22 protein-coding genes are annotated in these 23,074 nt (G+C 49.3%); 7 read left to right on the top strand and 15 right to left on the bottom strand.

The annotated features are described in order from the left end of the window. The first annotated feature begins 61 nt into the window (after nt 1-61). Genes AC0IXI_RS01490 through AC0IXI_RS01480 form a run of 3 tightly spaced genes read left to right on the top strand, consistent with a single transcriptional unit; the run spans nt 62 to nt 1,332 of the window. Nucleotides 62-331, top strand: a complete 270-nt coding sequence (locus tag AC0IXI_RS01490) for a hypothetical protein (RefSeq protein ID WP_413499526.1) — start codon at nt 62-64, stop codon at nt 329-331. 9 nt (nt 332-340) lie between these two features. Then, on the top strand, nt 341-778 hold the full coding sequence (locus AC0IXI_RS01485; RefSeq protein WP_134185720.1) for a PTS sugar transporter subunit IIA: 438 nt from the start codon (nt 341-343) through the stop codon (nt 776-778). After that, a complete protein-coding gene (locus tag AC0IXI_RS01480; protein WP_471681845.1) occupies nt 775-1,332 on the top strand; it encodes a P-loop nucleotide/nucleoside kinase family protein in 558 nt (185 codons plus the stop codon). Before AC0IXI_RS01485 ends, AC0IXI_RS01480 begins: the two co-directional genes overlap by 4 nt. Nucleotides 1,333-1,393: 61 nt before the next feature. On the opposite strand, the gene AC0IXI_RS01475 is transcribed toward AC0IXI_RS01480, so the two are convergent. The 3 genes from AC0IXI_RS01475 to AC0IXI_RS01465 all read right to left on the bottom strand — a co-directional run bounded on the left by AC0IXI_RS01475 (nt 1,394) and on the right by AC0IXI_RS01465 (nt 5,125). Then, the gene (locus AC0IXI_RS01475; protein WP_424222325.1) at nt 1,394-2,755 is read right to left on the bottom strand and encodes a PTS transporter subunit EIIC; all 1,362 of its coding nucleotides are present in this window, start codon (nt 2,753-2,755) and stop codon (nt 1,394-1,396) included. 91 nt (nt 2,756-2,846) lie between these two features. Then, the gene (locus AC0IXI_RS01470) at nt 2,847-3,917 is read right to left on the bottom strand and encodes an SIS domain-containing protein (protein WP_471681844.1); all 1,071 of its coding nucleotides are present in this window, start codon (nt 3,915-3,917) and stop codon (nt 2,847-2,849) included. 161 nt (nt 3,918-4,078) lie between these two features. Next, nucleotides 4,079-5,125: a LacI family DNA-binding transcriptional regulator gene (locus AC0IXI_RS01465; protein WP_422569583.1), complete on the bottom strand. Its 1,047-nt coding sequence runs from the start codon at nt 5,123-5,125 to the stop codon at nt 4,079-4,081. A 165-nt stretch (nt 5,126-5,290) separates the two neighbouring features. Between AC0IXI_RS01465 and AC0IXI_RS01460 the strand changes: the two genes are divergently transcribed. Then, complete coding sequence (locus AC0IXI_RS01460) at nt 5,291-6,256, top strand: chemotaxis protein (protein WP_413499523.1); 966 nt, start codon at nt 5,291-5,293, stop codon at nt 6,254-6,256. 30 nt (nt 6,257-6,286) lie between these two features. On the opposite strand, the gene AC0IXI_RS01455 is transcribed toward AC0IXI_RS01460, so the two are convergent. The 12 genes from AC0IXI_RS01455 to rhaB form a co-directional block, all read right to left on the bottom strand. Next, nucleotides 6,287-7,015 carry a GntR family transcriptional regulator gene (locus tag AC0IXI_RS01455; protein ID WP_134185732.1) on the bottom strand — a complete coding sequence of 243 codons (729 nt, stop codon included), beginning with the start codon at nt 7,013-7,015 and terminating at the stop codon, nt 6,287-6,289. A gap of 33 nt (nt 7,016-7,048) precedes the next feature. Next, nucleotides 7,049-8,299 carry a PTS sugar transporter subunit IIC gene (locus AC0IXI_RS01450; RefSeq protein ID WP_413499522.1) on the bottom strand — a complete coding sequence of 417 codons (1,251 nt, stop codon included), beginning with the start codon at nt 8,297-8,299 and terminating at the stop codon, nt 7,049-7,051. Between the two features lie 17 nt (nt 8,300-8,316). Next, nucleotides 8,317-9,630 carry a 6-phospho-beta-glucosidase gene (locus tag AC0IXI_RS01445; RefSeq protein WP_471681843.1) on the bottom strand — a complete coding sequence of 438 codons (1,314 nt, stop codon included), beginning with the start codon at nt 9,628-9,630 and terminating at the stop codon, nt 8,317-8,319. A gap of 402 nt (nt 9,631-10,032) precedes the next feature. After that, nucleotides 10,033-10,347, bottom strand: coding sequence for an L-rhamnose mutarotase (gene rhaM / locus AC0IXI_RS01440; RefSeq protein ID WP_134185738.1), 315 nt, complete (start codon nt 10,345-10,347; stop codon nt 10,033-10,035). Continuing rightward, nucleotides 10,344-11,492, bottom strand: coding sequence for a lactaldehyde reductase (gene fucO / locus AC0IXI_RS01435; protein WP_413499520.1), 1,149 nt, complete (start codon nt 11,490-11,492; stop codon nt 10,344-10,346). The genes rhaM and fucO overlap by 4 nt, the downstream gene beginning before the upstream one ends. Before the next feature lie 52 nt (nt 11,493-11,544). Continuing rightward, a complete protein-coding gene (locus AC0IXI_RS01430; RefSeq protein WP_424222333.1) occupies nt 11,545-12,549 on the bottom strand; it encodes an ABC transporter permease in 1,005 nt (334 codons plus the stop codon). Beyond that, nucleotides 12,542-13,549, bottom strand: a complete 1,008-nt coding sequence (locus tag AC0IXI_RS01425) for an ABC transporter permease (RefSeq protein WP_422569574.1) — start codon at nt 13,547-13,549, stop codon at nt 12,542-12,544. The genes AC0IXI_RS01430 and AC0IXI_RS01425 overlap by 8 nt, the downstream gene beginning before the upstream one ends. Continuing rightward, nucleotides 13,549-15,060, bottom strand: coding sequence for a sugar ABC transporter ATP-binding protein (locus tag AC0IXI_RS01420; protein ID WP_471681842.1), 1,512 nt, complete (start codon nt 15,058-15,060; stop codon nt 13,549-13,551). The genes AC0IXI_RS01425 and AC0IXI_RS01420 overlap by 1 nt, the downstream gene beginning before the upstream one ends. 102 nt (nt 15,061-15,162) lie before the next feature. Then, nucleotides 15,163-16,155, bottom strand: coding sequence for a rhamnose ABC transporter substrate-binding protein (rhaS, locus tag AC0IXI_RS01415; RefSeq protein WP_471681841.1), 993 nt, complete (start codon nt 16,153-16,155; stop codon nt 15,163-15,165). A gap of 83 nt (nt 16,156-16,238) precedes the next feature. After that, nucleotides 16,239-17,063, bottom strand: a complete 825-nt coding sequence (gene rhaD, locus AC0IXI_RS01410; protein ID WP_471681840.1) for a rhamnulose-1-phosphate aldolase — start codon at nt 17,061-17,063, stop codon at nt 16,239-16,241. A 99-nt stretch (nt 17,064-17,162) separates the two neighbouring features. Next, nucleotides 17,163-18,422 carry an L-rhamnose isomerase gene (locus tag AC0IXI_RS01405; RefSeq protein WP_471681839.1) on the bottom strand — a complete coding sequence of 420 codons (1,260 nt, stop codon included), beginning with the start codon at nt 18,420-18,422 and terminating at the stop codon, nt 17,163-17,165. Further along, the gene (gene rhaB, locus AC0IXI_RS01400) at nt 18,419-19,891 is read right to left on the bottom strand and encodes a rhamnulokinase (RefSeq protein ID WP_134185749.1); all 1,473 of its coding nucleotides are present in this window, start codon (nt 19,889-19,891) and stop codon (nt 18,419-18,421) included. Before rhaB ends, AC0IXI_RS01405 begins: the two co-directional genes overlap by 4 nt. Nucleotides 19,892-20,375: 484 nt before the next feature. On the opposite strand from rhaB, the gene AC0IXI_RS01395 reads away from it, so the two are divergent. The 3 genes from AC0IXI_RS01395 to rhaR all read left to right on the top strand — a co-directional run bounded on the left by AC0IXI_RS01395 (nt 20,376) and on the right by rhaR (nt 23,066). Beyond that, nucleotides 20,376-21,047 (top strand): oligogalacturonate-specific porin KdgM family protein, encoded by a 672-nt coding sequence (locus tag AC0IXI_RS01395; RefSeq protein WP_134185750.1) that lies wholly within the window; start codon nt 20,376-20,378, stop codon nt 21,045-21,047. 265 nt (nt 21,048-21,312) lie between these two features. Next, complete coding sequence (gene rhaS / locus AC0IXI_RS01390; RefSeq protein WP_134185751.1) at nt 21,313-22,146, top strand: HTH-type transcriptional activator RhaS; 834 nt, start codon at nt 21,313-21,315, stop codon at nt 22,144-22,146. A gap of 74 nt (nt 22,147-22,220) precedes the next feature. Next, the gene (gene rhaR, locus AC0IXI_RS01385; RefSeq protein ID WP_471681838.1) at nt 22,221-23,066 is read left to right on the top strand and encodes an HTH-type transcriptional activator RhaR; all 846 of its coding nucleotides are present in this window, start codon (nt 22,221-22,223) and stop codon (nt 23,064-23,066) included. Nucleotides 23,067-23,074 lie beyond the last annotated feature (8 nt).

Genomic DNA, 23,074 nt, shown 5'->3' with positions numbered 1-23,074 from the left:
GTTATCCTCTACTCTTCATTGTAACCCTGGTTGCGTGGCAACCGTCGGGCGGGAGCTAGCTATGTTTGGATCTTTGAAAAAATTTTTTCACGGTAATAATTCGGATACGGCGCAATATGACATTCAAGCCGTGCAACTTGAAACTGAATTAACTGCTCTGGAAAATACGTTGACGGAAAACCCAAATAATGGCGAAACACAAAAAGCATTAATGTTGCGCTATAACCAGGCGTTACAAGTTTTTGCGAAGAGTAAAACACACCGTCAGCATATCGATGCTTTATTTGTCAAAATTGATGAGCTGAGAAATATTATTCGTAAGAGTATTTAGGGAGAACTCATGGCCATTAAAGAGTTATTAATTGAAGCGCAGGCAATACAAGTTGGCGTGCGCGAAACGGACTGGAAAAAGGTGATTAGACTTGCGGCTCAGCCGCTGGTTGATAATGGCTATATCCTGCCCTCCTACTACCAGGCAGTAATTAATAACACCCTTGAGCATGGTGCGTATTACGTTTTTGAAGAGGGCGTCGCCATGCCCCACGCTCGCCCCGAATGTGGGGTGATAAAAAATGGCTTCAGTCTGGTTTTGCTTGAGGAACCCATCGCCTTTGCCGACAGCGAAAAGGCCGATATCGTGATTATGTTTGCCGCCTGCGACAGCAATGGGCATATCGAAGAAGGTATCCGCGCGATAGTGAATTTGTTGGGCGATGACGATGTCATGGCAAAACTGCGTCGGGCAAAAGGCAAGGAAGAGGTGATCGCAATATTATGAGCCAGACCACGCGAACACGGGGCAAAACGGTCGTACTTGTGAACGGCGTACCCGCGTCAGGCAAAAGCACGATCTCCCGCTTATTGTCCGAACATTTTGCACTACCGCTACTGACCATCGATGGCATAAAAGAGCCTTTTATGGCTCAGTTCGATGAAATTGATCGCCCATTCAATCGCCGTCTGGGAAATGCCGCCTATGAAGTGATCTGGTCGATTGTCGCCGACAGCCCGGAGCAATGCGTCTTTATTATTGATGCATGGTTCGGCTTCCAGCCGAAAGGGGCGCTTGAACGCTATCTTGAGCAGGCAGGTGTCACCCGGGTTCTGGAGGTGTGGAATCATATCCCAGGTAACCTTGCCGCCGAACGCTATGCGCAGCGGCTTGGCGTAAGACGCCACGGGCACCCAGGGGAAGAATATCTGCCAGAGCTGGTAAAACTTGCGGATAACGCAGAGCCGATGTCACTTGGACCAGTTTTCACTGTGGACCACCGACAGCCGATAGACACCGCTGGTCTCCTTGCATGGCTGAGTGAAGAATTTGGAGACTAACCCGAATGTTGCTTTCATTAGCCGATTAAGCCCTCTGCGTTCCAGAGGGCTTAGGGAGCAATCAAGAAGCAGGTGAAGCCACGAGTTTGCGCGTCTTACCATAAATAATTGTCAGAACCGCAGGGACAGTAAATGCGACGATTATCGCAAACACTTCATAAATCATTTTTGAGTCTGGGCCGCTGAAGAGACCTAACTCGAACACATTAAGCACTGGCAGGAAGCTGTAAGTTTTAACGCCCAGCAAACCGGTAATGCCACCGCCCAACGCGGCACCAATACAACCGAACACAAATAACATTCTGTATTTCAGATTCACGCCATACAGCGCCGGTTCAGTAATACCGAAGAAGGCAGAAATTGAGGCAGAAATCGCGATCTGTTTGTCCTTGAGGTTGCGGGCAATAAAGATTGCGCCGAATGCCGCGCCAAACTGCCCCATTACCGCCGACATGAACATCGCCATAATGGTGTCATAACCGTTAACCTGAATATTGATTAGCGCCAGCGGGATGATGCCCCAGTGCACACCGAACACCACAAACAGCTGGCCGATACCTGCCAGCAGTGCGCCAGAAATGACCGGGCTGAGGCCATAAAGCCATGCATATCCGTTAGCAATACCGACCCCAACGTAATCCGCAATCGGGCCAATTAAGGTGAACACCACAAATCCGCAGATGATGAGCGATAAACAAGGCACAAATACAAATGCAGCCAGCTCCGGGATTATCTTCTTCAGCCAGCGTTCCACATAGCTCAGGAACAACACGGCAAATACAGCAGGGATAACCGCGCCACCATAAATCTTAACGTTCAGCGCAAGTCCCATAATATGGAATGCACCGGGAACACTTGGTTCGGTTAAAGGGAAAATCATCGCCGCAGTCAGTGCCAGCGCGGTAAATTTATTCGTTTTAAAACGTTCAGATGCCGTAACTGCAATAAACAACGGCAACATCACAAACACACCGCTCGACAGCGCGTTAAACACGGTGAACACGTAAGAATGCGTATCCACCAGGTTCATTGTCTGCAGCAATACCACAATCCCTTTTACGACACCGACCCCCGCCAGCACACCGATGTAAGGCGTGAAAATAGCGGAAAGTGTAGCCAGCAAGCGGCTTGCCCATGAGCCTTGCGCAGTTGTTTCTTCAGCTACAGGCGTTTGTTCACCGAGCTGCTCTTTAATCGCTGAACATACCTGATCGACTTTCGGGCCAATGACTATCTGGAATTGACTCGGGCTATCCACTAATTTCACGACTTCAGGAAGACCATATAACGCTTCCGGGTTCACTTTATTTTTATCTTTTAATGTAAAACGTAAGCGTGTTGCGCAATGAGTAATATGTTCAATATTCCCAGGCTCACCAACATGTTTAATTATTTGTTGGGCAAGCTGACTATATGTCGTCATGGTATTTCCTTAGTTTCAAGGTTTGCGCTGTATTTATTACCCGATAAAGTATCGGGCAACGTTGTAGGGTAAATTAGTAATCAAAGAATAATTAGGCGTAATCGCCAGGTTTTGTTTTACTCTTAACAGAAATACCAAAATCGGTAAAAATACGCTGTGGCAAGTTATTACCTTTCGCTTCAGCGATATGGTGCGCCAGAATCTGGAAAGGAATAACCATCAGTAACGGGGCGATAAATATATCTACCTCATCATTAATGGCGAGCGTTCTTTCATCGCTACTTTCGCCTAATTTAACGGTGTAAATATAATCGGTATATTTTTGCTCATAAGCTTTCAGAAGTAATAAACGCTCACGCGCTTCTCCAGGCGTGTCGAGGAAAAACATCCTATGATTGCCGTTCACTTCGAAATAAGGGCCATGCATAAAGGCTTCCAGTTCTACCCCTTGCGATGGCACGCGAATAGTTTCTGCAAACTTGGTTTCCATTTCTTTAATCACACCCACACTCGGGCCATAGCCAATTGCCGTAAATCTTGGGGAGGCAGTTAGCTCATCTTTCCATTTTTCGAAAAAGACTTCAGTTGTATCAATAATCTGTGGGATAGATTTTACTGCTATGGCTAATTTCACTAACTCTTCGGCTTCCTGCGTTTCAGTGATTAAACCATTGCAACGCGCGGTATAAAGACCCAGCAACATGAATTTAAAAATAGTCGCCACATAACCTTTAGTGACGTAACCCACGCGCTCTTCACCAATTTCAATATCGATGGCGTGATCGACAGTTTTCGCCAGTTCGCTTAACAGTTTGCTGGTTAAACCGTACGTCACCACCGGGAAACTTTTACGAATGTGTTTTATCGCATTGATGGTGGATGTGCTTTCGCCACTTTGCGATACGCCAAGCACCAGATCGGTCGCGGTATCCATTTTTTCGTAGTGCTGGAAGTGGAACGGCTCCTCCACGGTAACGCGCACGTTCGCCAGGTTTTCAACATAGTATTTCGCGCTTTTGATGGCGTTTATACTTGAACCAGTAGCTAGAACCAACCACGTGCTCTTTCCTTTAATCGCTGGTAGATCATGCGGATAACGATCAAGCATTGCTGAAAGTGTAGCTTGCTCTTCGTGAATGTAAGTCATCATTGTCGGCTTCATTGGCCCTCCTGAAATCAAAACCTGAAAACGTTTTCAGGTTTTAGGCTAGAGGAGCACGCGTGGGGTTGTCAATCCACTTTTCAGCAATTGTGGTGGGGATCAAAAAATATCGTGTACGGGGGTTTTGGAGCCGTCAGAAATACTGAAATGCTAAGAGAGAGCTAGCAGGACTCGCCTGGTATCAGGCTCAGCTGGATTTTTTCAGGCACTACAGATTCACTCGTATCTTTCAGCAATGTCATTAAAACTTGCATCACTGTTTTACCGATGAGTTCATTGTGATGGTTCACCGTGGTAATTCGTGGAATGAAATATTCACTACCGGGGAAATACTCACAGCTGACAATAGCAATATCTTCAGGCACAGAAATATTTTTATCTTTTAATGCCCGAATTGCACCTTTTGCCACATGGTCATTAATCGCCACAATAGCTTCGGGCAATTTTTCACTTTGCGAGAGCAACTTATCTACCGCTTCATAGCCATGTTGTAAGTAGAAGTTATTTAATACAATGTGACTATCATCAACCATTATATTAGCTTGCTGAAGCGTGTTTTTAAATGAATCTATGCGTTGCTTGGTGATATAAACACTTTTCGAGCCACCAATGAACCCGATGCTTTTATAGCCCTTACTTATCAGATGATTAGTTGCAAGTGCAACACACCCAGACTGATCGCGCTCTACACAAGAATAATCTACACCGCCTAATTGCCGCCCAACAACAATAACCGGAATGGCCGCACAAAGTTTCTTCAACTCATGGGAATAAGAGTCTGGCACATTATTATAATCAATATTCCCACCAAGAATAATAACTCCATCAATTTGGCTATCAGTAATCGAGTTAAAAATATTTTCTTCAGGAATAATTTCACTCTGTGATGAGGATTTATTAGCTGATTGAGTATCGTAGAGTGTGACTTTATATCCCGCCCGTAAACTCTCATTTTCGATTTGAGCAACCAGCATCACAAAATATGGGTTACTGATATCGGAAACGACAATCGCCAGCGTCTGTGTCTTTTTGGAAATCATACCGCGCGCCAACAAATTGGGGCTGAATTGCTGCTCCTGAATAACCTTTTCAACCCTGGCGCGAGTTTTATCCGCCACCCAGCTGTTGTTATTCAGAACACGGGAAACTGTCGCAATAGATACATTGGCCAGTTCTGCAATATCCTTGATTGTTAGCGGCTTTTTCATTTTTTTGTCTCGTCCCTACAAGGCGTTAATAGTAGGGCAACGCGCCGAGTGAAGCAAAGGGGGATTTTCTTCATCCAAACAGACTGCACTTTTTATTCCATCTGCCGATAACTTAAACAGGGAACGGGGCAACGATGACCCGCCGGGTTACAACCAGAGGTTTAAATGGATAGTTTTCAAAAAGATATTGATGAAAGGGCTAACCTGGCGTTATCCAACAAGTTTGAGCTGTTGTTGTTCCGCTTAGGGGAAGGCCAGCACGGCGGAAAATCAGAGCTGTATGGCATCAACGTGTTTAAACTGCGCGAAATTGTGCCAATGCCGAAAATTAATCGCGCTGCAGGGATGATGTCACCGCTGTTGGGCATGGCAAATATTCGTGACCAATTTATCCCGGTTATCGACCTGCCCGCCGTTACCGGCTGCACGCCAAAAACTGGCCTCAATCTTCTTTTAATTACCGAATACGCCCGTAGCACGCAGGCATTTGCGGTGGAGTCGGTAGAAAATATTATCCGCCTCGACTGGAGCCAGGTTCACGCTGCCGAATCTGGTGTGAGTAGCCGCAATATCACCAGTATCGCTTCACTCAATAGCGACGAATACAAAGGCGAGCTGGCGCTGGTACTCGATGTTGAACAGATTCTTTACGACATTATTCCTTCCGGGCGCAAAGTCGATATGGCGGCCATCGAAGGGAACACAAACCCTCTGAAACCGGGTGCTGTCGCGATTGTTGCCGAAGATTCAAAAGTCGCCCGCCAGATGCTTGAGCAAGGCCTGAAAGGCATGGGTATTCCGGTGATGATGCATTCCACGGGGCTTGAAGCGTGGGAGAAAATCAAAGTGATTGCCGCAGAAGCTAAAGCCGCTGGCCAGCCGATCACCGATCGTATTGGTATGGTGCTAACAGATATTGAAATGCCGGAAATGGATGGCTTCACCCTGACCCGTAATATCAAATCGGATATCGTGTTAAAGCAGATTCCTGTGGTGATTCACTCGTCTCTATCAGGTAGCGCCAACGAAGATCACGTGCGCAAAGTGGGCGCGAATGGTTATGTCGCCAAATTCGATGTGAAGGAGCTTTCCGGGGTGATTCATAAGGCGCTGGATGGCGCGGTGCTTTGAATAGAAAGGTGGGAAGGTCGAGGGAAAACCTTACTTCCCCACCCAGCTATTTTTAATTTTGAATTTGTCGGCGCGGTTGTAGCTACATGAAAAGTTGAACGCTTTGCCGTCTTCAAGTTTCGTCACGCCGGAGACTTTCAGCATCGGCAGGCCGGGTGAAATAGAAAGCAAAGCCGCCAACTCGTCATTAAATAAATCACCTTCAATCACCGAGTTATAAAACTTAATCTTTTTGCCCGTGACTTCTTCGATGTACTGATACAGTGATTTCTGCTCAAGTACTGCTTGCGGGATGGTGGCGATAATTTCGCTGTTTATCCACGAGTCTTCAACCAACACTGGCACGTCGTCAATGAAACGGATGCGGCGGATAAAATGGACATCCTGTTGTGCATCCAATTCCAGTTGCGACGCCACCGTTTGTGGTACGGGAATGATTTTATGCGTCACCAACCGACTTGAGATTTTCGCCTGCTGACCAAACTCGCGGGAAAAACCTAAAATAGAATCGCCAGTGCCGTTGTTGAGCATATAGACGTTATCTTCAATCACTTTCGTGACGAACATCCCTTTGCCATGGATTCGCTCGATAAACCCCTCTTGTTCAAGCACATGCATTGCTTTTTGCAGCGTCACGCGCGTGACACCATACTGCGCGGCCAGCTCTCTTTCCGAGGGGATTTTCTCACCAACCTGATAGCGATGGCTGAGGATATCTTTTTGAATACTGTTTTTAATTTCTATATATCGCGCAGCCATAGGGATTCAAATCTTTGCGTCATCATCGGGCCGTTAGTGTACCACCTCAGCCAATAACTGCGCTTCCCGAGCTTCAATCGCCAACTGTTTGACTTCCATTATTCGGAAGAACGGATAGTAGATAATTGTTGAAACAATAATCATACAGCCAGACCAAATTGCCGCTGGAATGTTCCCGCCCGTGGCGAAATAAGCGTTAAGAATCGGCGGCATCGTCCAGGGAATTTGGAATACCGGCCTGCCGATAATGCCAAAATCCATCAACAGATAAGAGCAGGTACAAATGACTAATGGCGCGACAATTAGCGGGAACATCATGATCGGGTTGAGTACCATCGGCACACCAAATATCACCGGCTCGTTGATGCAGAAAATAGACGGGCCAAAAGAGACGCGACCAATAGATTTGTAATAACGACTTTTCGACAACAACATTGCTAACACCAGGCCCATAGTGGCACCCGATCCCCCCGCGCAAATAAAGAAGTTATAAAACCCTTCGGCGGTAATATGTGGAACCGGCTGGCCGCTGAGATACGCCTGGGTATTTTCTGCAATGAATTTTAAAAAGATGGGGCTGGTGATCCCCGAAAGCACGTTAGTACCGTGAATACCGCAACTCCATAATAATGAAATCAGCGCGACCAACACTAACATTCCCGGCAGCGTGTCCAGGCCATAGACCAGCGGGCTGAGTAATAGCGAAAAGAATGCATTAATATCGAAATTCAGAATCACGCGCACAAACCACACAATCGTCAGGCAAACTACCGCCGGAACCAGGCTGATAAAAGATTGCAGCACGGCGGGCGGGACACCTTCTGGCATACGAATATAGATTTTGTGAGTGATAAAAAACCGCACCGTATAAACCGTGAATATCGACAGGATAATGGCTGAAAACAGCCCGGCTGCACCAAAGTTATCGACGTTAATTTTATAATCGCCATCCAACTGCGCGAGAACAAATACCGCGACGGTAATACAGCAACAGCTCAGGCCATCAAGTTGATATTGCTTCGCCAGGTTATAGCTGATACCAATGGCAGCAATTAACCCGATGATGCCAAAGGTTGCCTGCACCGGCACGCTGAGTTTGTTCGCATACGGGCCAAGAAATTCACTCCAGCCGGGAATAGGTAAATTAGCGACAATTAAGAACAGGCTGCCGGCAATAATAAACGGTAGTGTGAAAGCGATACCGTTGCGTATCGCCACCAAAATGACGTTATTGCCTATCTTCATTAAAACGGGTATAAATTTGTTTTCCAGGAAGCTTTGCATGGAATATCCCTTTTGCGTTATTCATCCGTGTATTGTGGTAAAAAATCGCGGTTCGCTGCCAAATAGTCTTTGAGAATGTTCCCGGCGATTTCGACAGATGGCACCAGAGGATGCGCCGCCAACGCCAATAATGCGGTGTGACGATCTCCGGTCATTGCCGCTTCGATGGTTAATTCTTCAAAAGCTTTTACACTCTGAATTAGCCCGCGAATGCGCGACGGCAAACGCCCGTAAGCCAGAGGGCGAGCACCCTGTTTATCGATCACCGCATTGGTTTCAATGACCGCGTCATCAGGCAAATCTGGTGTGGTGCCGCGATTAGCCGTGTTAACGACATGCACTTCTTTTTTATTGTTATACAACGCGCTAATAATCGAGCAGGCGGTATCGGAATAATACGCGCCACCACGGCTGGAGAGTTCCGGCGGCTTTTCACAAAGATGCGGGTTGCGATAGATATCAAACAGTGTTTTTTCGATTTGTAGTGAACGCTCGCCACGCGTGCCGCCGTTTCGCAACGCTTCGAGTTCGTGTTCGACCATCTCTTTATTGAGGTAGAAATACTTTAAATATGAGAGCGGATAGAACTTCAGCGCGCGGATAAATTCAGCAGGCAGACCGATGTCGGGGATATTTTTTAATTTGTTATCACTTACGCCCTGCGCTAATTTCTCAATAAAGTCGGCAGTAATTTCTTCGCCATGCAGCGTAATACGGTCGGCAAAAATTAAATGGTTCAGCCCCATAATGCGGGCATCAATGGCCTCGCGCCCTACGCCGTAAGCTTTCGCGATATCCATCATCATGCTGTTTGCGCCGCTGCAAATCCCCAGCGACTTAATCTTGCTATGCTTTTCAATGGCCTCGGTGACAATTCCGGCGGGATTGGTGAAATTAATCAGCCACGCATCCGGGCACAGGGTTTCCATCTCTTTGCAGATTTCCAGCAATACCGGAATGGTGCGCTGCGCCTTCATAAACCCGCCTGGCCCGGTGGTTTCCTGCCCGAGAACACCATAAATCAGTGGGATTTTTTCATCCTGAATGCGTGCCGCAAGCTGGCCGACGCGAATTTGCGTGGTAACAAAATCGGCATCTTTCAGCGCCTGCTGGCGGTTGGTGGTGAGATGCACCGTCATGGCGATACCCGCTTTTTTCACCATTCGTTGCGCTAGTTTGCCGACGATCTCCAGCTTTTCACGGCCGGTTTCAATATCCACCAGCCAGTATTCACTCACCGGAAGTTCGGCGTGTCGTTTAATAAATCCGTCTATCAGTTCTGGCGTGTAACCCGAACCACCGCCAAGGGTGACAACTTTTAATGGCTTCATGAATTTTCCTTTTCACTTCATCTGGCATACGCCAGTTTGCAGAAAGAAAATATCACAGCGTGACCGCAGAACTTTGGAGGTTTGTCACATAAAGAGAAGGGTTATAACTATCAAGGATTATTTGACAGTTCAGAGTGAGGGCAAGCGCCGCCGCCGTCTGAAAGAGGCTGAAGGTGAGCGAATGAATATTGAAGTGTTGCAAGCGATCGCCAGCAAAGAGAAAAAGGGCCACTAACGTGACCCAGGGATTGATGACAAACTTCTTCGTAGGTCGGATAAGCGGAGCGTCATCCCACTCTTTCACCTGCAATGACCGGCTTAAATGGTGGATGACGCTATCGCTTATTCACCCTACAAAACCCATTTATCAACTTTTGTGACCCTCGTTTTCTCAAAGTATCCCTACTCTAAATAAAACACTTCTTTTAACTCGGCACTCACCGGGCTGTTATCCGCATTACTCGGCATAATCTCGCTCATATGCTTCCACCAGCGCTGGCAAACTTCCGTTTGTGCGACAGCATTCCAGCGGGTTTCAGACTCAATCTCTACCGTGGCAAAAAGTAGATGGCGTTGTGCATCAAGATAAATAGCGTAGTGATGAGCACCGTGCTGTTTAAGTACCGCTTCCAGCTCTGGCCAAATCGGCGTATGGCGGCGTTGATACTCTTCATGAGCATCCGGGTTTACCTGCATCACAAAGGCTTTGCGGATCATAACGCCTCCAGGTAAAGCTCGCGCACTTCTTCACGTGTTGCCGGGCGTGGATTACACCCTGCGCATGGGTCGGCCAAAGCGTTATCCAGCCAGCCTTCAATATCTGTGGTTTGAATTCCAAGCTGGCTAAAGCCAGATGGAATACCGACGCGAGTAGAAAGCGCACGAATCGCCAGAATCGCCTCAAAGCTGGCTTCTTCTTCGTTCATATCCTGAGTATTCACGCCCATCGCTGCGGCAACTTTCGCAAAACGTGCAACGGCTTTCGGGCGGTTAAAAGCTTCAATAACTGGCAGTAAAATCGCGTTGCAAACACCGTGCGGCAGGTTATGAGTCGCGCCCGGCTGATGCGCCAATGCATGAACCAGACCCAGGCCTGCGCTGTTAAACGCCATACCCGCCAGATATTGACCGTAAGCCATCATTTCACGCGCTTCGAGGTTGTGTCCGTTTTCGACCGCTTTTGGTAACCACTTGCTAATCAGGCGGATAGACTCCAGCGCGTTGGCATCGGTCAGCGGGTGTGCGGCAACGGAAACATAGGCTTCTATGGCGTGAGTTAGCGCGTCCATGCCGGTTGCAGCAGTGACGCTTGCCGGGATGTCGAGCATCACGCTGGCATCATCCACAGCAATATCCGGGATCAGATTGGTGTCGATAATCACTTCTTTTACGTGGCGCACGGAATCGGTGATGACCGCATTGCTGGTCATCTCAGCCGCAGTCCCGGCAGTGGTGTTAATAGCCACCAGCGGCACGCCTGGGTTAGTCACTTTACCCACACCTGAATAGGCGGTTGATGGGGCTGGGTTGGCAGTGAGGATCTTCACCGCTTTAGCCGTGTCGATTGGGCTGCCACCGCCGAAAGCAATCAGATAATCACAGTCGCCTGCCTGATACGCCGCGAAGCCTTTTTGCACCAGTTCTTCTGTCGGGTTCGGGAACACTTCATCGAACAGTTCGTATGAAAGCTGATGTTCGTCGAGCGCGCTAAACAAGCTGTCGAGCAGGCCCATTTTTACCAGTTGCCCGTCGGTGATAATTAACGCTTTTCCCCAGGGTTTGGCGGCGATTAATTTCACCATGTCGCCGATGGCACCCGCGCCGTGAAGGCTGATTTTTGGTAAGGCCAACATAAAGCTCATTGCTATTCTCCTTAATATTATGACGATGGCCACCCGGCCATCGTCTCGGTATTCATCCTCGCCGACGTGCTAAAACGCGCCGGGTAATAATCGGTAGCGAAATCACGGTGATCAGCATCGCGCCGACGATAATCGACATCACGATGCCCGGCACATTCAGCAGACTCAGGCCGAAGGTCACCAGCCCCATTAGGAATGCGGCGATAATCACGCCCGCCATGCTGCCGGAGCCGCCAAGAATATTGACACCGCCCAGCACCGCCATCGTCACCACGCTCAGCTCCCAACCCATCGCAATCGTCGGGCGCGTGCTGCCAAGACGTGAGGTCAGTAAAACCGACGCCAGTCCCGCCATCACGCCCACCAGCACAAACAACATCAGGTTGTGGCGCTTCACGTTAATGCCGGAATACCACGCGCCAGTCGGGTTATTACCGATGGCGTACGTCCGGCGGCCAAAGTTGGTTTTGTGCAGCAAGAAGGCGAACACCGCCGCCAACACCATGAACAGGGCAAACTCGAACGACAACGCGCCCCAGACGTAACCCTGCCCAAGCCAGGCGAAACTTTCCGGGTAGTGATTCAGTGCCTGGTCGCCGAGCAAAATGTAGGTAATGCCGCGATACAAACTCATGGTGCCGATGGTGATCACAATCGACGAAAGGTTAAAGCGTGTGACCAGCAGGCCATTGAACAAACCGCACAGCAGCCCGACGCCAAGCCCGATACAGACCAAGCCTGCGGTATCGACTCCTGCTTGCGCACAAAAGCCCATCGCCGTTGAACTGAGCGCAATAGTTGAGGCAACGGACAGGTCAATTTCCCGGGCGATAATCAACATCGCCATCGGCAACACGATGATCGCTTTTTCGGTGAAGTTGAAGGTGGCGTCCGACAGGTTCCAGATATTGAGGAAATACGGCGAGGCCAGTGCGTTCACCACAAATACCGCCAGCGTCACCGCCAGCAAAAACGACTCCCAGCACAGCAAGCGGCGCAATAATGGAGCTGTCGCGGCCTGCGGTGGAACAGATTCAGAAATCAGCGTCTTATTCATGGCTCACTCCCGGAGTTTGTCGCGCCAGCGCTGCGTCGCGCAGAATCAGCCGCCCTTTGCGTTTGTTGCCGCGTTCATTGAGCAACACCGCCACCACAATCACTGCGCCGGATATCGCCATTTGCCAGAACGGCGACACGCCAATCACCGGCAGCGCATTGTTGATAACGCCGAGGAACAGCGCCCCAAGCAGGCAACCGAGCACACGCCCGATACCGCCCATGGTGCTGATTCCGCCAATGACACAGGCTGCGACGATTTGCAGTTCAAAACCGTTAGCTACGTCGACATACGCAACGGCAAATCGAGAAATCCACAAATAACCGCAGAATCCCGCCAGCGCGCCCGACAAACTAAAGCTGATGAACTGCATTTTTCCGGCGTTGATGCCGGTGTAATACGCCGCTGTTGCATTGCCGCCCGCGGTGTACATCGCCCGCCCGGTGCGGCTGTAACGCAAGAAGTAACCCACCAGCAACAGAGCGGCGACCGCACACCAGCTCAGCAACGGCATTCCTAAAACCACTGCGCGCGGTAAGCCGAGAAAGTCGCTACTCATTTGATGAGCGTTGATCCAGCCGCCGTTTGACAGCAAAAAGATAATGCCGCGATAAATGCTCATGGTGCCGAGGGTGACGACAATCGCCGGAATGCCAAGTTTCCAGACTAGCAAACCGTTAATCACGCCCATCACCAGACCAAGAACGGTTGCCAGCGAGAGCAACGCCCAGACCGGGATTTGCGGATAGTGGAAGTTAAGTAGCGCGACAATCATGCCGGTCAGCGCGAGGTTCGCCGCCATCGACAAATCAATGCCTTTGGTCAGCAGCACCATCATCTGGCCGAGCGCGAGAATGATAAGAATCGAGGTGTCGTTAAACATCTCAACCAGGTTGCCAGGGGCCAGGAACGACGGCACGCGGCTGCCAATGCCCAGCACCATCAATAGGATGACGCCCGCCAGCAGAAATTCACGATGTTTAAGAAGAGATTGCCACATTATGCCGCCTCCTCGTGGGAACCGCTGGCCGCGCTAACGATCGTCTCCGCGCTCGCCTCGCCCGCCTGATATTGCGCCACCATCAACCCTTCGTGCATCACGATAATACGATCCGCCATGCCCATCACTTCCGGCAGTTCCGACGACACCATAATCACTGCCAGCCCATGGCCAACCAGCTCGGACATAAACTGGTGCACTGCGGCTTTCGAGCCGATGTCGATTCCTTTGGTCGGTTCATCAAGAATGATTACCGTCGGCTGAGTTGCCAGCCATTTGCCGATTACCACTTTTTGTTGATTGCCGCCGGACAGCGTTTCAACCGCCTGCTTCCAGCTAAACGCTTTGACCTGTAAGCGTTTGGCATATTCGTCCGCCAGCGCCCATTCACGCGCTTCGTTTAATACGCCGCGCGGGTTAAGGCGGCTCAGTTGCGGCAGGCTAATGTTTTGATAAATCGGCAGTTCGATAATCGCGCCCTGCTTCTGGCGCTCTTCCGGCACGCAGACAATCCCGGCTTTAATCGCGTCCGCTGGCTGGCGGAACTGCATCGCCTGGCCGTTGAGCAAGATTTCACCGTGGGACGGGCGTGAAACACCCGATAGCGCCTGCATCAGTTCTGTACGCCCTGCACCGACTAAGCCGTAGAAACCGAGGATTTCCCCTTTGCGAAGCGTGAAGTCGATATGGGCAAATTCGGTTGGATGGCAGAGGTCTTTCACCTCTAACACCACGTCACCAGGTTCGCAGTTCACTTTCGGGAAGGCGTGTGTGATTTCACGCCCGACCATCATGGTGACCATGCGTTCTTCGCTGATATCGTCGATTTGCCCGGAGCCGATGTACACGCCGTCGCGCAGAATGGTGTAGTGATCGGCGATGGCAAAGATTTCGTCGAACTTGTGCGAGATAAACAGAATCGCTTTGCCTTCGCGTTTCAGGCGTTCAACGATTTGATAGAACTCGACGATTTCATGCTGGGAAAGTGCGGCGGTCGGTTCATCGAGGATCACCACTTGCGCTTCAAACGATAACGCGCGGGCAATCGCTACCATATGGCGTTGGGCAATACTGAGAGTTTTGAGCGTGGCGCGAGGGTTAATTTGCACTTCGAGGCGAGTGAGGATTTCCTGCGCCTGCTGGTGCATGGCGGGCCAGTCGAGCTTCTTGAAGAAGCCGCGGTAAATATAGTGGCCGACGAAAATATTTTCGGTGACGGTCAGTTCATCGAACAGCACCGTTTCCTGGTGAATCGCTGTGATACCGACTTTGTGCGCCGCTTCCGGGTTCGGCAGCGTAATCGGTATCGCTTTATAAAGCAGTTCGCCTTCTTCCGGCTGATAAATCCCGGTCATAACTTTGACCAGCGTGGATTTACCCGCGCCATTTTCACCGATCAGCGCCGTGACTTTGCCCGGCCACAAATCCAGATGAACGTTTTCGAGGGCGCGTACGCCGGGGAAAACTTTGGTTATTCCCTTCAGGGACAGCAATGGTGTGGTGAGTGTCATGGTCAATTCCCCATCCAAAATGGTGGATGGCGCGAACGCTTATCCACCCTACGTTTGGCTTTTGTAAGGCGGGTAAGCAAAGCGTCACCCGCCAATACCCAATCAGAAGATTTTGGAGAATTTATCGATGTTGCTGGCATCGTAAACAAACGGCTCAGCCATCGCACCGCTGCCGTCGGCATCCAGCTTCACTTTGCCCAGTTTGCCCATGCTGGCCTCGGTTTTCGTCGCCGTCCCTTTCACTAAATCGTCCGCCAGATAGGTTGCGGCATAGCCCAGATCGATAGGGTTCCAGATGGCAAAACTTTTCGAGGCACCAGATTTCACCGCACCCGCCATTTCAGATGGCAGGCCGAGACCCGTCACATAAACTTTGCCGATTTTCCCCTGGTCTTTCACCGCTTGTGCCGCAGCAACAATCCCGACGGATGACGGCGAAACAATGACTTTTAAATCAGGGTAGGATTTCAGCAAGCCGACGGTTTCGCGGTAGCTTTTATCAGACAGATCATCGCCATAAGCGACCGTTACCAGGTTCACGGAAGGATATTTCGGCAGCACCTTTTTCATCTCAGCAATCCAGATATTCTGGTTGGTTGAGGTGGGTGTTGCGCTCAGGATCGCGACGTCGCCCTTTTCCAGGTTCATGGCTTTTAAGGCGTCGGCGGCCAGTTTGACGTTGGTTTCGCCAATCAATGCGTTATTGGAAGGATTAAGGTGGATCTGGCGGCCCTCTTTTGCCACGCCGGAATCCCAGGAAACCACTTTAATCCCACGCTGCATGGCCTTTTTCAGCACCGGAACCAGTGCGTCAGGGTCATTGGCAGAAATAGCAATGGCATCAACACCTTGAGCGATCAAGCCGTTGAGGACTTCAATTTGTGCTTCGGCCGTCGCCGTGGTTGGGCCGGTATAAATCACTTTCACATCGCCCAACTCTTTGGCGGCTTCTTGTGCCCCGACGTTCGCGGCTTCAAAGAAACCATTGCCGAGGGATTTCGCCACCAGCGCGATTTTCACTTCAGCAAGGGCAGAGGTGGACAGAGCGAGTGCAACAACGGTAAGCGTACAACCTAGTATTGATTTAGTTTTCATTGCTTGTACTCCGATGTATGTAGGGTTTGCAGGTGTTTTTTATTTTTTTCATAGGGTGGATTAATCCACCCTATGTTTACGACTTACAGTTCTAAAGCACTGGCTAACGGGGTGACACCGAAACGTTTGCCGAGCGCGATAAGCTCATCACGAGAGATGGTTTGTTTCATGCCACCCATCGAAATAACTTTTACCAGCACTTCAGCCGACTTCTCAGCGGTATCGATAAGACCAAACGCTTCATCAAGCGTCGGGCCGCTACCGAATACCCCGTGGAACGGCCACAACACCAGCGAATGTTTTGTCATTTCGCCAGCGGTCGCGGTGCCAATTTCGTCGGTGCCCGGCACCATCCACGGCAGAATGCCCACGCCATCCGGGAACACCACCAGACATTCGGTGCTGCCTTCCCACAATTTACGGGTAATCACATCCGTGTTGTTTTCCAGCACATAGGTCAGGGCAATCAGGTTGGTGGCGTGGCAATGCAGGATCACGCGGTCTTTACCGCCGGTGGTTTTGATACGCACGATGTGTGACTGGAAATGCGAAGCCAGTTCAGACGTTGGCACCGCTTCGTTCTCCAGCCCCCACAAAATGTGGTAGCCCGTACCGCGATTGTCCACTTTCACCACGCCAATATTTGCCGCCGGGTCGAGCTGCACGTTACGGAAGAATTTGCCGGAACCGGTGACGATAAACGGCGTGTTCGCCAGTTCAGGCATCGGCTGGCTTAGCGCGATATAACGCGGAGCAGCGTGGAAATCAGCCTGGAATGGCGCGATATCCGCTTCATCGAGACGCATGGTGATATTGCCGCCGTTACGCTCGTCCCAGCCTTTCAGCCAGGCGTCGCTCGTTGCTTTGATCATGCCTTCTACAAACCAGGCTTTAAGGATGTTCTGCATAGTCTTGTGGTTCCTGTTGTGTATACCTCTCCCAAAGGGAGAGGTAATTAATCATATTTTGTCCTTCTCCCTCTTAGGAGAAGGTTGGGATGAGGGTGGTTAGCCGCGTTGGCTCAGCACGTCTTTTTCATAAGTCCGCACTGTTTTCAGCCACTGGGCATCAACCGGCGTGTCATTGCGCTGGCAATACATTTCCCAGACCGCCGCCCACGGCAGCGATTTCTGCTCTTCCAGCAGTGCCAGGCGTGCGGTGTAGTCGCCTTCAAGTTCAAGCTGGCGCAGGGTTTCGGTTGGTTCCAGCAATGCACGCAGCAGCGCTTTCTTCATGTTGCGCGTGCCGATAACCCACGCAGCGATGCGGTTGATTGAAGCGTCGAAGAAATCCAGACCGATGTGCACGCGATCGAACAGATCGTGGCGAATAATCTCGCTGGCAATCGCCTGAGTTTCGTCATCCAGCAGCACAACGTGGTCGCTGTCCCAACGCACCGGGCGGCTCACGTGCAGCAGCAGGCGCGGCACATACAACATGGCGCTGGAGATTTTGTCGGAGATAACCTCGGTCGGGTGGAAGTGGCCCGCATCCAGACACAGTGCGGTCTGGCGGCTGGTCGCATAACCGAAATAGAATTCGTTGGAGCCCACGGTGTAGCTTTCCGCACCAATGCCGAACAGCTTGCTTTCTACTGCGTCGATATGGTGTTGCGGGTTGAGTTTTTCGCTCATCGCTTCATCAAGTGCGGCCACTAAACGCTGGCGCGGAGCCAGGCGGTCAACGGTGATGTCTTTCATGCCATCCGGGATCCAGATGTTCATGACTGACGGCGTGCCAAGTTGTTCGCCGAAGTACGCGGACACTTTGCGGCTGGCCTTAACGTGATCAATCCAGAACTGGCGGATTTCATCGTTAGCGTGTGAGAGCGTAAAACCATCAGCGCTCAACGGGTGCGAGAAGCAAGACGGGTTAAAGTCCAGCCCCAGTTTGTTGGCCTTTGCCCACTCAACCCAGTTTTTAAAGTGCTCGGGTTTGATTTTATCGCGTGCAACGGGCTGCTCAGATTCCAGATAAATGGCGTGCAGATTCAGGCGTTTTGGGCCAGGGATCATGCTTAATGCGCGTTCCAGGTCAGCGCGTAATTCAGCTGCATTGCGGGCTTTGCCCGGATAGTTGCCTGTTGCCTGAATCCCACCGCTCAATGCACCTTCTGGATTTTCAAATCCCGCAACATCATCGCCCTGCCAGCAATGCATGGAGACGGGCAGGCGATCAAGCTGTTGCAGTGCGGCTTCAGCATCAACACCGACAGCAGCAAAGCGCTGTTTTGCCAGTTCCCAGGCTGTTTCAAGAGATGTGGTCATGCGCAAAACTCCTTTCGTGTTTGAATATTCAGCGGAAACTGCGCGATATAACGGGCTATTTCGCTATCTGTTTGTGGGGAAAAAGATTTCAGCTCGTAGCTGGCGACAATAATTTTACGGAACTCATCGATGTCGTTAATTTCGTCCAGCGCCATTAACTGGCAGCCGATGTTGCCAAGCGTTGAGGCTTCAACCGGCCCGGCGAGTACCGGAATACCGCAGGCATCGGCACAAAGCTGGTTGAGAAGCTGGTTCTGGCTGCCACCGCCCACAATGTGCAGGCAGCTAAATCGGCGCCCACGAACGGCGGCCAGTTCTTCCAACGTTTTGGCATACAAGAGAGCCAGGCTGTCGAAAATACAGCGGGCGAGTTCGTGGTCGGTGAATGGCACTGGCTGATTACTTTCACGGCACGCAGCCTGAATTTCACGACTCATGCTTTCGGGATTAATAAAACGATCGTCGTTCGGGTTAATCACAAAACGACAGGCTGTGGTTTTTTGGGTGCGATCGATAAGATCCGCCAGATCGGTGGTGCCCAGCTCCTTGGTGACGCGCTGCAAAAGCCACATCCCCATAATGTTTTTCAGCACCCGGTAGCGTCCTTCAGCACCGCCTTCATTGGTTATGTTAGCGGCCAGTGCTGCACTATTGGCATAAGGCGTTTTGCTCTCAAAACCCATCAGCGACCAAGTGCCAGAGGACAGGTAAGCTGCATCTTTGTCTTTGAGTGGGGCACCAATAACGGCGCTGGCGGTATCGTGAGTGGCAACGCTGACAACCGGGATTTTGTTGCCTTCACGGCAAACCCATTGCCCAATAATATTGCCAGGATGAGTCGGTGTTCCGAACCATTTCTTCGGGATGCCTGCCCAATCCAGCAAAGTTTCATCCCAATTATCGCTGCTGATATTGACCAGTTGTGTCGTGGTGGCGTTGGTGTACTCCCAATTAAGCACCCCTGTAAGGCGGTAGCAAAAATAGTCAGGGATTAGCAGTGCATGTGCGACTTTGTCGAGTAGTTCAGGATGCTGCTCTGCCAGAGCACGGAACTGGTAAAGCGTGTTGAATGGCAGAAACTGAATACCGGTGCGGCGGTAAATCTCTTCACGGCCTAACAGTTTAAAGGCATTATCCATCACGCCATCAGTGCGGTTATCACGGTAGGAAACGGGCAACCCAACACGATTACCATCACGGTCAATTAATATGTAATCCACGCCCCAGGTGTCGATTCCGACGCTATCGATAGCGAAACCTTCGTCACAAGCCTTTTGCAGGCCGGTGCGAATTTCAGCTTCAAGGCTGTCGATGTCCCAAGTTTCTACGCCGCCCACATTTTTAAGGCTATTCACAAAACGGTGGATTTCGCGAAGTGTAAGTGTGCGTTGCTCACGGTCGTAGCACACTAGTATTACGCGCCCGCTCGATGCACCTAAATCAACAGCGGTACAGTAGCGAAAAGTCATGATGGTGTCCCTTATATCGACAATTACCAGAAAGTGTATGAATTACTGGCAGGGCCCACCTTCACGGGAATGACAGTGAAATCTTAAGGCTGGCAATAAAACAAAGATGGGTGCGTGTTACATCACGATTAGCAATATGTGAGGTTATTTGAAACCAAAAAGAAATACATATATTTGAATGTGGTTTTATGTGGCAGTATATAAATTATCAATTCATTATATATTTAATTATTAATATCAATAACTTAAACACATCCCAATCTCTAATGAATATATTAAATTGAATCATTTTTCTTGTTCTTCATTTAATGAGAGAGGTTTTAAATGATTCGTTTATTTTGTTTTTTTGATTGCCATCTCATTTTTAAATAAAACAAAATAATTTAATTGAAACATTGTTTCTCTACATTTACCTTCCATTTAAATTTTCAAAGAAAGCTTTAACTTTATTTTTAAATATACTTTTAATGTAAATGGACATGCTATGAAAAAATCTCTGCTTCTTTTATTACCTCTTGTTGCTACAAGTGCCCAAGCTGTTTACGTTGATGTTCGTCATGAGTATCTCGACGACAGTAAAGCGAATTACGATCGTGCTTATATTTCACATAGATTTAACAATGGTTTTGGTTTTGCTATTGAAGCCATTTCAAAATCTGGCGGCGATGATACCAATAAAGCTTTTAATGATATGGAGGTTCAAGGTAATGAATATACCGCGAGCTACCAGTTTACTACTGGTGCAGTCGCCTGGCAGCCAGGAATGGTACTAGAAACAGGCAACGGTTATTCGGTATATAAACCTTATTTTAGAGCAACATGGACGCTAAATGAAAGCTGGTGGGTAGGCGCGCGTTATCGCTTCGAGTATGTAAGACGTTCGTCTGATTCCCGAGATGACGATACTATTAACCGTATGGATGCGTGGGCAGGATATAAATGGAATAATTTTGACTGGACCTTAGAGGGTATTTATAAGAAAGCTGATAAGTATAATTTGTATGACGGCAAGAAAGATAACTACGAATATAACTTCAGAACTGCCTATATAGTGGGCCAATGGTCACCGTTTGTTGAAGTCGGTAATGTGTCAGTGAATAGTACCAGTGATGAACGTCAGACTCGTTTCCGAGTGGGTATTGGCTATACATTCTAATAAATTCCTAAAACCATTCCCTGAATATTCATTGAACAAATCCGGTTGAAACAATAATCACCCGGATTTATTTAAGACACATTATTAGGGGAGCAAGTAATAAAGTAGAGAGATCCGACTGTGATCTCGTAGTCATTTTTGAATGAATACCTTGGTTTCTTGAAAATCATGCAATATTTGCTTTTTTTACTGTCAAAAATTCAAGGTGATAATTCTTCTCATTCACTATGCTCTGGACACATTACATTGGTTGAGGGTAGAGAGAATGGCACAATTACACGGCTTTGATTTCTTCAAGTCTGGTCATGCTTCTGTTGCGATTGAACCGCGTGCTCCTCAATTTGCCTTTCCAGAACATGATCATGATTTCTTTGAAATCGTCATTGTCGAAAACGGAACAGGGATACATGTCTTCAATGGCTTACCCCACACTCTAAGCCGGGGAATGGTGTGCTTCGTGCGCGATCACGACCGTCATTTATATGAACACACAGAAAATCTCTGTCTGACGAATGTTCTTTATCGCTCTCCGCAAGGGTTTCAGTTTATTTCAGGCCTGGATAAGTTGCTGCCGCAAGAAGAAGAGGGAAACTATCCGTCGCACTGGCGGGTCAATCAGTCAGTATTGCAGCAGGCTCGCCCGCTTATCGATCAAATGGTGCAATGCGACTGCGACAATATTCATTCAATTGCCACTCGTGAAGTACTGTTCATGCAATTGTTAGTACTGCTCCGTAAGACCAGCCTGAATGAAAGCGGTAAAGAGAACGATATGCAGCTTAATCATTTGATGATGTGGCTTGAGGATAATTTTGCCTGTGAGATCAATTGGGAACATTTGGCTGATACATTTTCTTTGTCATTGCGTACGTTACATCGCCAAATGAAACAGCAAACAGGCCTTACCCCCCAGCGCTACCTTAACCGTCTACGTCTTATTAAGGCCCGCCATTTGTTACGCCACAGCGAAAATAGCGTGACTGACATTGCTTTCGAATGCGGCTTTGGTGACAGCAACCACTTTTCCACGTTGTTTAAACGTGAGTTCAGCTGGTCACCGCGCGATATTCGCCACGGACGTGATACCCAACTCCAGTAACGAGAAGATAGTCACCGTTTTGCTTTCACTATCGGGAGATAATATCAGGTCGTTATCTTCAGAGGTGAGAGCCCGTGGCCGGCCAGTTAATCCTGCGAAAATCTGATTTCTTCTCCGGTACTGAGCAAGCAGTTAACGTGGCGGATCGCTATCCGCAGGATGTTTTTGCCGAACATACCCATGAATTCTGCGAGCTGGTGATTGTCTGGCGCGGAAATGGATTACACATCCTCAACGATCGCCCATATCGCATCACCCGTGGTGATTTATTCTATATTCGTGCTGAAGACCGTCACTCTTATGCCTCGGTAAACGACCTCGTTTTACAAAATATTATCTATTGCCCTGAGCGACTGAAACTGAATCTTGACTGGAAGGCTTTGATCCCTGGTCTGGAAGACGGGTCATTTCAACCTTACTCGCGTCTTGGCACCAATGGCATGAACCTCGTACGGCAAATTATCACGCAGATTGAACAGGAAAGCCGCAAAGCAGAAGCCTTTTCGTTTTGTCTAACAGAAACACTTTTTGCTCAGCTGTTGATTACTTTGCATCGGCATCGCTATGCCGTTGACAGCGTACCAGTCACTTCCAGTGAAACATTGTTAGATAAGCTGATTACAGCGCTGGCGGGCAACCTGGAACGGACATTTATGCTGGAGCAGTTTTGCCATGACAATCAATGTAATGAGCGGGCACTACGCCAGCAATTTCGACAGCAGACGGGAATGACGGTTAACCATTATTTGCGCCAGTTGCAGATTTGCCATGCTCAATATCTTCTTCGCCATACAGATTATTTAGTGAGTGAAGTGGCAACCCGTTGTGGATTTGAAGACAGTAACTATTTTTCTGCGGTGTTTACGCGGGAAATGGAGATGACCCCCAGCCAGTGGCGACAACGCCATCTCGCAGACTGAAGGCACTG

The organism is Buttiauxella sp. AC038 (assembly GCF_979253565.1).
The sequence above is the reverse complement of the archived record's forward strand: the minus strand, read 5'-3'. Positions and strand labels throughout refer to the sequence as shown.

Coding starts and splice junctions, on each gene's coding strand:
- AC0IXI_RS01490 (WP_413499526.1), top strand. CDS start 62: ATGTTTGGATCTTTGAAAAAATTTTTTCACGGTAATAATTCGGATACG.
- AC0IXI_RS01485 (WP_134185720.1), top strand. CDS start 341: ATGGCCATTAAAGAGTTATTAATTGAAGCGCAGGCAATACAAGTTGGC.
- AC0IXI_RS01480 (WP_471681845.1), top strand. CDS start 775: ATGAGCCAGACCACGCGAACACGGGGCAAAACGGTCGTACTTGTGAAC.
- AC0IXI_RS01475 (WP_424222325.1), bottom strand. CDS start 2,755: ATGACGACATATAGTCAGCTTGCCCAACAAATAATTAAACATGTTGGT.
- AC0IXI_RS01470 (WP_471681844.1), bottom strand. CDS start 3,917: ATGAAGCCGACAATGATGACTTACATTCACGAAGAGCAAGCTACACTT.
- AC0IXI_RS01465 (WP_422569583.1), bottom strand. CDS start 5,125: ATGAAAAAGCCGCTAACAATCAAGGATATTGCAGAACTGGCCAATGTA.
- AC0IXI_RS01460 (WP_413499523.1), top strand. CDS start 5,291: ATGGATAGTTTTCAAAAAGATATTGATGAAAGGGCTAACCTGGCGTTA.
- AC0IXI_RS01455 (WP_134185732.1), bottom strand. CDS start 7,015: ATGGCTGCGCGATATATAGAAATTAAAAACAGTATTCAAAAAGATATC.
- AC0IXI_RS01450 (WP_413499522.1), bottom strand. CDS start 8,299: ATGCAAAGCTTCCTGGAAAACAAATTTATACCCGTTTTAATGAAGATA.
- AC0IXI_RS01445 (WP_471681843.1), bottom strand. CDS start 9,630: ATGAAGCCATTAAAAGTTGTCACCCTTGGCGGTGGTTCGGGTTACACG.
- rhaM (WP_134185738.1), bottom strand. CDS start 10,347: ATGATCCGCAAAGCCTTTGTGATGCAGGTAAACCCGGATGCTCATGAA.
- fucO (WP_413499520.1), bottom strand. CDS start 11,492: ATGAGCTTTATGTTGGCCTTACCAAAAATCAGCCTTCACGGCGCGGGT.
- AC0IXI_RS01430 (WP_424222333.1), bottom strand. CDS start 12,549: ATGAATAAGACGCTGATTTCTGAATCTGTTCCACCGCAGGCCGCGACA.
- AC0IXI_RS01425 (WP_422569574.1), bottom strand. CDS start 13,549: ATGTGGCAATCTCTTCTTAAACATCGTGAATTTCTGCTGGCGGGCGTC.
- AC0IXI_RS01420 (WP_471681842.1), bottom strand. CDS start 15,060: ATGACACTCACCACACCATTGCTGTCCCTGAAGGGAATAACCAAAGTT.
- rhaS (WP_471681841.1), bottom strand. CDS start 16,155: ATGAAAACTAAATCAATACTAGGTTGTACGCTTACCGTTGTTGCACTC.
- rhaD (WP_471681840.1), bottom strand. CDS start 17,063: ATGCAGAACATCCTTAAAGCCTGGTTTGTAGAAGGCATGATCAAAGCA.
- AC0IXI_RS01405 (WP_471681839.1), bottom strand. CDS start 18,422: ATGACCACATCTCTTGAAACAGCCTGGGAACTGGCAAAACAGCGCTTT.
- rhaB (WP_134185749.1), bottom strand. CDS start 19,891: ATGACTTTTCGCTACTGTACCGCTGTTGATTTAGGTGCATCGAGCGGG.
- AC0IXI_RS01395 (WP_134185750.1), top strand. CDS start 20,376: ATGAAAAAATCTCTGCTTCTTTTATTACCTCTTGTTGCTACAAGTGCC.
- rhaS (WP_134185751.1), top strand. CDS start 21,313: ATGGCACAATTACACGGCTTTGATTTCTTCAAGTCTGGTCATGCTTCT.